This is a genomic window from Agaribacter flavus, from assembly GCF_042646125.1.
Taxonomy (GTDB): domain Bacteria; phylum Pseudomonadota; class Gammaproteobacteria; order Enterobacterales; family Alteromonadaceae; genus Glaciecola; species Glaciecola flavus.
On record NZ_JBHRSW010000043.1, the window covers coordinates 93,643 to 106,088 of the forward strand.

10 protein-coding genes are annotated in these 12,446 nt (G+C 42.2%); 2 read left to right on the forward strand and 8 right to left on the reverse strand.

The window, feature by feature from the left end; all coding sequences use genetic code 11:
* Positions 1–19 precede the first annotated feature (19 nt).
* Entirely contained in the window at positions 20–1,681 is a 1,662-nt protein-coding gene (locus ACFOHL_RS15445; RefSeq protein ID WP_376921141.1) for a helix-turn-helix domain-containing protein, read from the reverse strand.
* A gap of 175 nt (positions 1,682–1,856) precedes the next feature.
* Between ACFOHL_RS15445 and ACFOHL_RS15450 the strand changes: the two genes are divergently transcribed.
* Positions 1,857–2,447, forward strand: coding sequence for an HAD family hydrolase (locus ACFOHL_RS15450; protein ID WP_376921142.1), 591 nt, complete (start codon positions 1,857–1,859; stop codon positions 2,445–2,447).
* A 64-nt stretch (positions 2,448–2,511) separates the two neighbouring features.
* On the forward strand, positions 2,512–2,796 hold the full coding sequence (locus ACFOHL_RS15455; protein ID WP_376921143.1) for a YebG family protein: 285 nt from the start codon (positions 2,512–2,514) through the stop codon (positions 2,794–2,796).
* A 46-nt stretch (positions 2,797–2,842) separates the two neighbouring features.
* Here the strand turns inward: ACFOHL_RS15455 and tldD are convergent, their stop codons facing one another.
* Genes tldD through mreC form a run of 7 tightly spaced genes read right to left on the reverse strand, consistent with a single transcriptional unit; the run spans position 2,843 to position 12,434 of the window.
* Positions 2,843–4,294 carry a metalloprotease TldD gene (gene tldD, locus ACFOHL_RS15460; protein ID WP_376921144.1) on the reverse strand — a complete coding sequence of 484 codons (1,452 nt, stop codon included), beginning with the start codon at positions 4,292–4,294 and terminating at the stop codon, positions 2,843–2,845.
* Positions 4,287–5,111 (reverse strand): carbon-nitrogen hydrolase family protein, encoded by an 825-nt coding sequence (locus tag ACFOHL_RS15465; RefSeq protein WP_376921145.1) that lies wholly within the window; start codon positions 5,109–5,111, stop codon positions 4,287–4,289. Before ACFOHL_RS15465 ends, tldD begins: the two co-directional genes overlap by 8 nt.
* A complete protein-coding gene (locus tag ACFOHL_RS15470; protein ID WP_376921146.1) occupies positions 5,104–8,997 on the reverse strand; it encodes a YhdP family protein in 3,894 nt (1,297 codons plus the stop codon). The genes ACFOHL_RS15465 and ACFOHL_RS15470 overlap by 8 nt, the downstream gene beginning before the upstream one ends.
* Positions 8,994–10,460 (reverse strand): ribonuclease G, encoded by a 1,467-nt coding sequence (rng, locus tag ACFOHL_RS15475; protein WP_376921147.1) that lies wholly within the window; start codon positions 10,458–10,460, stop codon positions 8,994–8,996. The genes ACFOHL_RS15470 and rng overlap by 4 nt, the downstream gene beginning before the upstream one ends.
* Positions 10,450–11,037 (reverse strand): Maf family protein, encoded by a 588-nt coding sequence (locus ACFOHL_RS15480; RefSeq protein WP_376921148.1) that lies wholly within the window; start codon positions 11,035–11,037, stop codon positions 10,450–10,452. Before ACFOHL_RS15480 ends, rng begins: the two co-directional genes overlap by 11 nt.
* Before the next feature lie 43 nt (positions 11,038–11,080).
* On the reverse strand, positions 11,081–11,557 hold the full coding sequence (gene mreD / locus ACFOHL_RS15485) for a rod shape-determining protein MreD (protein WP_376921149.1): 477 nt from the start codon (positions 11,555–11,557) through the stop codon (positions 11,081–11,083).
* Complete coding sequence (gene mreC, locus ACFOHL_RS15490; RefSeq protein ID WP_376921150.1) at positions 11,544–12,434, reverse strand: rod shape-determining protein MreC; 891 nt, start codon at positions 12,432–12,434, stop codon at positions 11,544–11,546. The genes mreD and mreC overlap by 14 nt, the downstream gene beginning before the upstream one ends.
* Positions 12,435–12,446 lie beyond the last annotated feature (12 nt).

A 12,446-nucleotide genomic window follows, 5' to 3' on the forward strand; every position in this document is an offset into this window, starting at 1 on the left:
GGTCTGCTAACCTAAAAACTTACCGAATTGTGCGCTTTGATAATTTTGACGGCGGGTAGCCAAAGGTTGCTCGAAAGTTACGGGTAAAATTCGACAGCGAGTTGATCCCAACATTCAAACTTGTATTGGTGACTGATTCGCCGTTTAGCAACATTTCTCTTGCTTTTTGCATCCTAAACTCTTGCACATAGCTTCGGAAATTGGTGTCAAAGTTTTCTCTAATGCGTCGGTGCAAGGTTTGCTCGGACATACATAGCATGCTTGCACAATTTCCTCTCGAAAAATCGCTATCCGCATAATGATCTTCAACAATGCTTTCGAAATTTTTGGCAAAATCGTCAGATGTGTTTGAAAAATCTATTTCGGATGTTCTGATAGTGTATGTCGCTAGCGCCTCTTCAACAACCGCGGACGTGTGTTTCAAGCGACTCAAACAAGCTTTCAGCATTGCCGATACCTCTTCTTTTTGAACAGGTTTCTCTAAAATATTTGTCATACCTTTACGTAAAAACTCGAGTCGAATATCTTGTGGAATGGCAAAAGTAAGCAATACAATGGGGATGTCGCGTGTTTTTCTGCTTGCCCGTACTATTGAGCTCAATTGCATAGCTTGTTCGTATTCAATATCTGTATCTAAAACAAGTAATTGCACGTTCCTGTTAGCAATCTCAACAAGCGCCTGATCTCCCGAATTAACAGTAGAAATATTGTAATGTGATAAATTGGCCTCTACCAATTCTTGACACAATCGTCCCCCTGAAAAATTAACAAACAGGACTAATGATGCATTGTTTACTTTCAGATAAGAAGTGCCAAGTTCTTGAGTTTTTTCGGAATCAGTCAATAACTCAGCGCAATTTTCCAACTCTTGAATGGGGACATATAAGCGTATATGTGTTCCATGCCTGACCGAACTGTTTATCTCGACCTTGCCTTTAAATGCTTGTAGAGTCGTAATAACCGTTGGTAGGTCTAAGTAAAAGTTTTCGTCTGTTCTGCGTCTTTGCGTTGCTTTTGAATCTGAGGCTGTATCCCAAACTTTACTTACCACTTCTTTTGGTATACCCACTCCGTTGTCGCGCACGTTTATTATCAAATTTGACCCGTATACACCACCGTCAACACGCACAACGGTGCTCTCGTGGTTATGAACAATTGCGTTGACGACAATTTCTTTTATCAGTTTCCCAAGAACTGAATTTGGTAAAGCAACCACGCATTGCTCGTCGAAGTCTATACGCAGTTCAACCCCGTGAAAGCTCGCAAAATTTGTCAATGCCTCCCACACTGATGTTAGGTCGAGTTGTGCACATAATACTGAGCTTGGTTGTTCAGCAACAAACGAATCAGCGTCATACCGCAATTGTTTTAATTCGTTCAATAGACCGCGTATTTGCCCAAATTCGTTCCTAAGCTTTACTTTATACAATGAATGACATTTTTGATGATTTTGCGTCCAATAGTTAGATGTAGCCAAGCCTTTCATTGCCACCTCCAATTGATCAACCATCTTGTGTATTTTGTGCGTACCAAAGCTAGCCTGGCGATGCTGAGTACCGCGTGCCACAGTAGATTGTGATTTGACACGACGTAGTAACTGAGCTTGCATGAGATTGAAATACAAAGACATGCATAACGCAAATGCGAAACTGAGATATAATAACTCTTCTAAAATACTCACAAAAATACCTACGGACTACTCAACTCGTCAGGAATGACTGATCGGATGAGTATTTTAGCGACAAGTTACGTCTAGACAAAATACGATTTACGCATATTTAATGACCAATTAATTATACCTTAGTCTAACTATCAGGATAAATTTGAGCTTGATATGCTTAACTATAAGAAAACTATTGAGAAAAAGTATTGAGATGATTTTTGAATTCGAAAGCGTTGAAGGCATAATTTTTGATCTTGATGATACCTTGATTAGCTCAAATTTAACGTTTTCAACAATAAAGCAACAACTTGCATGCCCAATTGACACAGATATACTCAGTCATATCGGGCAACTTTCAGGCGCAGAAAAACAACGTGCGGAAGATATTGTCCTGCACTACGAATTGGCGGACGCCTACAGTGCAGTTTGGGTATCAGGTGCAAGGGACTTTGTCACCGAAGCAAAATCACGAGACCTACCCTTAGCCATTGTCACGCGAAACAGCAGAAAGGCTGCTCACATAAAACTATCGAATAATGCGGTGCCTATCACGCAAGTCATTACTCGTGAGGACGCGCCCGCCAAACCTGACCCGAGCGCTTTACTCGCAGTGTCGGAAGACTGGTGCATTGCACCTGAAAGCATCGCTTATGTAGGCGACTACATATACGATGTACAAGCTGCACACAACGCAAACATGCAAGCTTGGCAATACATTGCTAGCGAGACCAGCAGCACGACATTTAAAAACTGTTTAAAGTTTATACCAAAAAATAGCAAATAGACTGGTTATTTATACAGTTATAATGCTAATATGCACCTTCAAAGAATCAAAGGGGAGAAACTGAATGGCAGTCATTACCCAATATGTTGTACAGCATAAGGGAGTAGATAAATTGGTTACCACCGACAAGAAAGAAGCTGATCAATACGACAAAATGCTCGACATTGCTGATAATTTAAGTTTTTACATTGTAAGCAAAGGCATTGAATTGGAAGAATCAATGTCTGAAGAACTTGGCATTTTACTAGCCAAGAATAAAGATGCCGTAAGCAAGCTATTAAAAGGCACTAGCGCTGACAGTATTTTGGAAGCTGAAAAAGCAGAAGTTGTCGACATTAAAAAGGCCTAAATGCTTAGGCCTTCTCAAAGTTTTTAATAAGCAAAACTCGGCGGGCTTATTGTGTCCCGCCGACAGTCATTTGGTCTATTTTTAGCGTAGGCTGACCGACCCCTACGGGTACAGACTGACCGTCTTTCCCACAAACACCTACGCCATTGTCTAAGTGCAAGTCATTGCCTATCATAGATATTTGCTGCATAGACTCTGGTCCATTCCCAATCAAGGTTGCACCTTTAATCGGTGTACTTATTTTCCCGTTTTCTATTAAGTAGGCTTCTGAGGTCGAAAAAACAAATTTGCCAGATGTAATATCCACCTGTCCTCCACCAAAATTGGGAGCATAAATACCCTTATCAACTGAGGCAATTATGTCCTCTGGCGAGTGCTCACCTGCAAGCATGTAAGTGTTTGTCATTCTAGGTAGAGGTAAATGGGCATATGATTCTCTTCGCCCATTACCTGTCACTGGGACATCCATCAGTTTTGCATTGATTTTGTCTTGCATGTAGCTATTTAAAATACCATCTTCGATCAACACGTTGTACTGACTCGGCGTACCCTCATCATCAATGGATAGCGAGCCTCGCCTATTTTCTAAGGTTCCATCGTCTACAACTGTTACACCTCGAGACGCAACTTGTTCACCAATACGCCCACTGAAGGTAGATGCGCCTTTTCGGTTAAAATCACCTTCTAAACCATGACCCACAGCTTCATGTAGCAAAACCCCGGGCCAACCACAACCTAAAACCACAGGCATTGAGCCAGCTGGTGCGGGGATGGCCTCGAGGTTTACCCTAGCCATATGCAAAGCATCGTTAGCTAACTTTTGATAAAGAGGAATATTCTCGTCACAGTTCGATAAAAAGTAGTCATACATTCGGCGCCCACCGGCACCTGCAGCACCACGCTCACGGCGTCCGTCTTTTTCTAATAAAACAGAACAATTCAAGCGTATTAATGGCCTGATATCAGTAGCGAAAGTACCATCACTTGCGGCAATCAATACCTCTTCATATACCCCTGTCAGGCTAACCACGACTTGACTAAGGTTTTTCGCATTATTGCGAATATAAGTATCCACCATGCGTAGGAGGTTAATTTTTTCTGCATCAGGCATACTGCTTAGAGGGTTATCTATACCGTATATCGCTTTCGGATTAGTCTTAGAAAAGACTTTGCTTACATGAGCCTTATCAGCTTTTGGCGCTATGTTTTTTGCGGCATGACAAGCTTTTATTAATGCAGTATTAGAAATCTCATCAGAATACGAAAAACCTGTTTTTTCTCCATTGACTGCTCGAACACCCACGCCTCTTTCAATATTGTAACTCCCTTCCTTAATGATCCCATCTTCGAGTACCCAGCTTTCATGTTGACTACTTTGAAAATACAAATCAGCAAAATCATTTTTGTGGGATAGCAGTATCCCAAGTGCTGATTCTAAGGACTGCACATTTAAATCGCCTTGATTCAATAAGCTATTTACTACTTGATCTTTACTCATACTTTCCGCGGATATGAGATCGAACAGGCATTGCCTGTCTGATCTTTGTTAGTTCGTGAATGTTCAACACCGATGATGCCACACCTTCACCAGATTTAATAATGCTAAGTAACTCCCCCCACGGCGAGTAGATGCAACTATGTCCAAATGTTTCACGTTTATCAGCATGACTACCATATTGATTTGCGGCTACAACATAACATTGATTTTCGATCGCTCTTGCGCTCAATAGAGCATGCCAATGTGCCTGCCCTGTGACTTTGGTAAATGCGCTCGGCACCACGATGATTTCAGGAAAATCCATCGCTCGATACAACTCAGGGAAACGCAAATCATAACATATAGACTGTCCAATGCGGCCAAATGCCAAGTTGACTACCGATACCGTTTCACCATGCATAGTGAAATCCGATTCGCGATAAATGTGAGTACCATCATTCACTTCTACATCAAATAAGTGCATTTTATTGTATGTCGCCAACTGCTTACCATCTGGTGAATAAACTATGCTCGACGCATAGTATTTGTCATGCTGCGCAGACAACATGGGACTGCTTCCCGCCACAATAAAACTACGCGTTTCTTGAGCAAGAATAGATAATCGACCCTGCACCATACCATTGCCTGGCTTCTCAGCATGGGCTAACATTTTCGTACCCCCACAGCCAAATAATGAAAAGCATTCAGGCAACACGATTAAATGGTGGTCGGTTGCGTATTGGTTAAATGGAATACGGGAAATAAGTGTTTCAACTTTCTGCAAATTATCTTGAAGGCAATCACTGCTGTTCATTTGCAAAGCATGCAAACTAACCATCTTGTGCTGGCACCTCAATAATCTCTTCGGTACTTGGAGGGACAAAGGCAGGAATACTTTCTTCTTGCGGAGCAACACGTCGGGCTGGCAAATCCACCTCCGTGCTCTCGCGTCCAGTTTCCGTCAACACTGGCTCGCTTATGGTACCCGTTACGGCGTAATTGACATTAGAAATAACCTTTGTCGAAGTTAATACTTGATCTAATGCTAAAGCAGCCAGGGCAGACGGTGGACTAACAGTAAAAAAGTACACAAGAACGGGAAGGTTACCGGTGACGTTGGGAGCAAAACTAATATTGTAGTTCAACTGCTTACTCACTAAATCTGTATAGCCATAAATTTCGATTTCGCCTGCTGCTCCGTCGATTAAAGTATCACGTGTATCAGCCTTACCTTCAGTGATTTGTATACTACCTTTCATTGCGTCATAGAAAAAACCTTGGGCAAATACATCTCTAAAATCAAGGGAGAGTTTTCTTACCAAGGAATTTAAACTTAACAAAGTAAACAATCGAGACCCTTTGTCACTGACTTCGTTAAGATAACCGTCACTTAACTGCCAATTTACTTCGCCATCGAGGGAAGAAAAAGCGAAATCCATGGGTGAATTCTTCCACGTTAAGCGAAAGTCTACGCTGGCCTCTGAGTCTTTTATACCGCTATTTAAACCAAAATCCTGCAAATAACGCCCAAAATCATTGCTAGTCACATCACCCACTAAAAAAGTGTAATGATCTTTATGTCTCTTGTACCATTGTCCAACTATATTAGCGCGCCCTGTTTCGCTATCTAGCAATAGGCGCTCTATCTCTAAGCCATCATCATTTGGCGAGGCTTCCAAATTTACCTTGCCAAAATCTCTACCCGCAAAGGTACAGTCATCACAATTAAATTCGATTGAGGGTAAAGATGTAGGATTCAGGGTCGATTCGGTCAATGTTTCGGAACTTGCCACCTCACTCTCGTTGATTTCAATGTCTAGCTCCTGTGTATCAGTCGCAAGCTTCGCTTTTTTGAACTTGACGTAATCCGCGTCTATTTTGATGCCTTGCGAGACCCAATTGTCGTAGACGGTGGCAGTACCGCGTGTCTGATCTGCATCAAACTCGATAAACCAGTTGTCTTGATTCCGCTTTGCTATTATTCCCGCATCACTAATTTTTATGTCGTTGAAAACGAGCTTCTCGGCTTCAACAAATATGCGTTCAGGCACATCTAAGTAACCAGGTGTGCCACTTTTTGGCCGAGACAATATCTGTTTCACCGAGTCATACCAATGAAGGGCGTCAAGTTCTGGTAAATTTATACTGATACTAAAGCCTGCCCCTAAGCCAAAGAAATCTGTTTCGCCAATGGACAAATGTGCTCGATTGAAACGTTTTTCTTTGTGGGGAATAGCGCCTTCAAACCTAAGTTCCTGATTTGCAATCATGCGCACAACTGAAGCAATCTTGTTTCCTTTTGCATTCAACTGCAAAGAATAGCTATCCTCTCCAGCCTTATCCAAGGGGTAGGGCAAGGTCGAGTTTATGCCAATCAAGTCAGAAACCAAGTTGGCTGAATACTCGTAATCCTTGTCGATGAGCTCCACATCTATATCCAGTTGCCAATCAGTTTTTCCAGTAACACTATTGAGTAAATCTGGCGCATGATGAATCAGCAGTGGCTCGACATCCCAATTCCCTTTAATCGCGATATCTAAGTCATATGAATCTGTTTGTTGACTAGTTAAACTCAGCGAGATCGGTTGTTCAAATAGTATTGCATCGATATTTTCGACTACTAGGTTCTGATTGTCGAAAAGGAGCAAACCCTTTGCCTCTGTCAATTGTAAATCTAAAGCGGCAATCCTTATTTTATTGTTTGCTAGTGCTAACTTTCCTTGCGCCCTCACATTGCTTGCATCACTCAATGGTATAGTCAGAACAAGGTCAGCGGCTAAATTGCCATTGACCACAACATCTTGTGACAGAATTCGCCCTAAGCTTTGTTTCAACGAGCTATCTAAAAATAATGCAGCAAGCTCTTCACCCGTACCTCGTCCCGTCGTTTCGATAATCAGTTCGGATGCGCTTTTTAGTTCTGGTATTCGTGCTCTAAAATTAGTCACGAGTATATCTTTCAGATAACTCGAGTCACTGCGCATAAACAATGCATTGTTCTCGAAAAGAAGGTTTACATCTAACTTCTCTACAACTGGCCAAGATGAAGAAAAGGTCAGCTCTGCGTTATTAATTTGTACATCAGACTGGAAAACACCGTCATCTTCGGTAAATGGAAAGTTTGCTACTGCACCATGCCAAAGAATGTTCGAATGTTGCACTTCACCACTACCAGAAAATGCGCGCGTCAAAAACGCCTTTGTCTCTTGCCCCATTACTCGATTGGGCAACAGCGTTCTCAACTTGTTCAGAGCTAAGCTCTCTGTGCTTAATAAGAGCGATAAAAATCCAGAATTTGTCGCATATTCAAGTTCGCCTTTAATTGCAAGACCATCTGCCACAAAAGAAATATCATCTAAAGAAAAATGGAAACCAGATCGTTGTTTTTCAATAAATACTGGAATATTCAGATCTTCTACTTTGATATCTTTTTCCAACAAGTTTACAGAAGATAAGTGCAGATCGTCTTGTTGAATGTCTACCTTCCCTTTGCTGCCAGCCCAACTTAAATCGAAGCCTAGAGCATCGACACCCGGCAATAAGCCAGATTGATTATAAGCGAATTGCACGCCCTGAATTTGCATTGTCAGGTTTTCGCGTCCACCAAAAGAGAGCTGCGCTTTCTCAAGCCGAGAGTCCAAACCAAGTTCATCAAGCTTAGCTGCAAATTTTCCATCGGCGATACCCAGTAAACCACTGGTATTACTCAGGTCAATTGGTGTCGTATTTTCTATGTAAACACCATTTCCTTTGTGATAACTACCAACCCAATGACTGAGTAAATCTTGATCATCAACACTGACAACTAAGTCATTTAAAACAAAACGCCAAGCAGATGCCATGTAGTTTGCATAAAAACTGGCCTTGACCTCTGTAGGAACCGTGCGAGATTCACCCAGCCAAGCAAAAGTACTCGGTAATATCCGTCCTTGTATCTTGTTTATTCCACCATCGGCAATGTCAGCCCACACTTCAAAATTACCGTCACTGCTATCGAGTTGAGTATTAATGATACCTAGCTCGTTCAGCCAAGGCGCAATATCTATTTGTTGTCCTTGAGCGTAAAACTTGCCGGTGTAACTATCGACGTTCCCATATAAATCCAAGATGAACTTGGCATTATTACTGGAGTAATCGTTCAATGAGAAAAGACCTAGGCCTTGGTGGCGGCTGTCTTTATTAAGCCAAGACAGTTGGTCAATTTGAATGCTTCGCTCTCCCTCTACTGTAGCGAAAGTCAGTTGGCTATTATCTACCGAAAAATTTTCTAGCTGTTCTAAAAAGATGGTTTCTAGCGCTTGTACTATGGCAGTGTCTTCATCCGAAGCATTGATCTTTGGCATATCAACAATAAGATGCAATTTGGATAGACGGACATTCGTAGATTGCAAACTTGCTGAGCTTACACTGGGCCAGAAATCAATCACCAGGTATAACTCACCGATATCGAGCATGATTGGTGAAGCGTCTGCTTGCCGCATTTTGACATCTTTTAAAACGAGACTAGGGCCTGCTGCTTGCCAGCTTGCATCAATTTTCCCGATTTCTAAGTCAATACCATAGTTGTTAAGAACAAAACCCTCAATATGCTCTTTTTTATCATTTAGATACGGAAGAGAATATCGTAAACCACTGACAACAAGCGCAACCAAGACCAAGCATATGGCAATGAGTGTCCATAGCTTTCTAAGAAGAAAGGTCAAGGTCTCGCTTATTTTATTCACATCATTACCACATCAAATTTATCCTGATGGTACAAGGTTTCGGTTTGCACACGAATGTGCTTTTCTACAAAGGCTTCAAGCTCTGCGAGTAGATGGGACTCTTCTCCTAACAGCGCTTCCGTAACGGGTGGCGAAGCATATATGACAAATTTATCTGCGCGATATGCACGATTGACCCGCACTACTTCACGTGTTATCTCAAAGCATATTGTTTCGATTGTCTTTATCGAACCACGCCCCTTACAAACAGGGCACTCACCACATAATTGATGCTCCAGTGACTCTCTGGTGCGCTTTCGAGTCATTTCAATCAAGCCTAGAGAAGTAAAGCCGTAAATACTTGACTTAGCCCTGTCTTTCGACATTGCTTGTTCTAACGAACTTAAGACCCGTCTTTTATGGTCAGGTTCAATCATATCGATGAAATCTATCAGTATCATGCCGCCAAGATTACGCAGTCTCAACTGACGCGCAATGGCCAAAGTCGCTTCAATGTTGGTATTAAAAATGGTTTCCTCTAAGTTGCGATGTCCTACAAAGGCGCCTGTATTGATGTCAATAGTTGTCATTGCTTCCGTTTGGTCAATGATAATATAGCCACCAGATTTTAAGTCGACTCTGCGCTCGAGCGCCCGCTGTAACTCGTTTTCAACATCATATAAATCAAATATCGGCAACTCACCTTGATAGTATTGTAGCTTAGATTCTAGTTCAGGTACGTATTCTTGTGTAAACGATAGTAGCTCTTGGTATGTCAATTTCGAATCAATGCGAATACGCTCTAGTTCAGTACCAACAAAATCGCGCAACACACGCCTTGCTACTGGTAGATCTTCATACAGCACATTCGACTTACCCGATTTTTTGCGTTGCTCAATTTTGTTCCATAAGCGTCTTAAAAAATCGACATCTTGTCGAAGTTCATTTTCAGATACACCTTCAGCCGCCGTGCGCAGTATAAAACCACCATTTTCATCACAAAAAGACGCAACAATTTGTTTTAATCGTTCACGCTCTTCTTCATCTTCAATTTTTTGCGACACGCCAACATGGGTGACACTCGGCATAAAAACTAGGTAGCGAGAGGGGAGTGTGATATCCGTCGTCAATCTGGCACCTTTTGTACCCAGAGGATCTTTGACTACCTGTACAATAATTTGCTGTCCTTCTCTGACCAGCTCTCGAATATCTTTTTTCTCTAGCTGAGCAGGTGTCACATCGTCGGCAATTTCTTCATCGATGGCAATATCAGAGGCATGCAGAAAGGCGGCTTTATCTAGACCGATGTCGACAAAGGCTGCTTGCATTCCAGGCAGCACACGACTGACTTTTCCCTTATAAATATTGCCGACAATTCCCTTTTTGGTATGACGTTCAATGTGGATCTCTTGCAAGATCCCATTCTCGATCATCGCGACTCTTGACTCTGAAGGGGTAACATTGATAAGAAGTTCAGCTGCCATTTAGGATACCCGCCTCTGATAGTAGATTTTTAGTTTCAACAAGTGGTAAGCCAACCACCGCACTATAACTGCCATGGATACGCTCCACAAATTTTCCACCTACACCCTGAATAGCATACCCCCCTGCTTTATCTTGTGGTTCACCGGTTTGCCAGTAGTCTTCAATTTCCATCTCAGATATAGGGCTAAAATATACCTCAGTTTTCACAACTATGCTTTGTTGCAATTTTTCATGGATAAGACATACGCCGGTATACACTTGATGAACACTATTAGATAGTATTGACATCATCTCGTGAAAGTCCTTGAAATTTGTAGGCTTGCAAAGAATACGATCATCAGCCGCAACAACGGTATCCGACCCCAGCACAGCTATGCTTCTTCGTGACGATGTTTCTTGAAGATCATAAACAGCCTTAGCTTTAAGTGCGGCCAATCGGCTCACTAAAGCATCAGGCAATTCCATAGCTTTAACAGTTTCATCGACATCAGCCGCAATGACCTCGAAATCAGACACAAGATGACCGAGCAAGTGCGCACGACGAGGGGATGCTGAGGCTAGAATCAATTTACTCATAAATCTTGCTTAAAAATCCGCTCTATCTGGTAGCTAGGTTGTATTACGAGACCCTGAACTTCCGACGAAACTTTCTCAGTAACCAGAATAACCAAGGCCATAGCAAGATTGTCACGGCGGTTGGCCAAAAGAAGCTCCAACGAAATTGCGTATTTATCAACCAATACTGCAACCAGTAGACAATCAAATGATACAACAGTGACAATACCATAATGGTGAAAGCTTGTTGGATCATGGACTGGTTACGTAAGCGCTGGTAATTCGCCGATACAATAAAAATTGCGATAGTGAGCGCGAAGCAATGTACGCCGAGCGCGGTGCCATAAAGAATATCAAGCGTTATACCACAAATTGCCGCCACGCCGACACTGACGCGATTGGGTAAGGCCATAGCCCAATAGCACAAAATCATTAATAGCCAATCTGGGCGATAAATATCAATTAATGGGGGCATCGGGATAATCTGTAAAATTAAGCCCACAATGATGCAAATATAAATGAACGTACTATTTCCGGGCATCATTGGCCTCTAATTGCTTGTATAACTCACTTGAGGCAACGGCTTCTTCCGGTGCTTTTTCATCTGGCCACAATAATAATAAATACTTCAGTCGGTCTAGGCGCGCCGCAGGTTTTATTGTTACATCAGCAAAGGGCTGACTTTCATCTCTGACAATTTTTTCAATTGTACCCACCGGATACCCTTCAGGGAAAACATTGCCTAGCCCAGAAGATATCAATAAATCCCCCTCTTGAACTTCTGCACTATGGGGAACATGTTGTAGCTTAAGTTCATTGAGCTCGCCCTTGCCCGAGGCCACTAAACGTACGTTATTCCTACTAATTCGCACTGGGATTGCGTGGGTCGCATCAGAAATCAGTAAAACCCGACTATTTGTCGTCCCCACTTCAACGACCTGCCCTACCACACCATTGTCATCTAAGATGGCTTGACCCAAGTAGACATCATTCAAAGTTCCCTTGTTTATCACAATTTGATGAGAATAGGGGTTATTGTCAATTGACATAAGCTCTGCAATCATCTTGTGCATGTTAACGCGCACGGGCGCGTCCAAAAGATTGCGGAGCTTATTGTTTTCTTGCTGTAAGGCAGCTAAGCGCTGTAATTCACCATTCAATAAGGTGATTTGCGCGGTTAATAGTTCGTTTTCATCCAACATTTTTTGTCTAGACGTAAAACGAGATGCACTCCAATTGAGGAGTTCACCGGGCATATCTGCAATATACTGAAGGGGACTAACAAAAGAGGTTAAATAAGTACGCAATGTTTTGACACTATCGACCTTAGTATCAACAATCATTGCAATAATTGAAAAAACCAGAATCAAAATGAATCTGGTCAATAAAGACGGACCTCTTGGAAAAACCTCATTCATCTTAAAATGGGC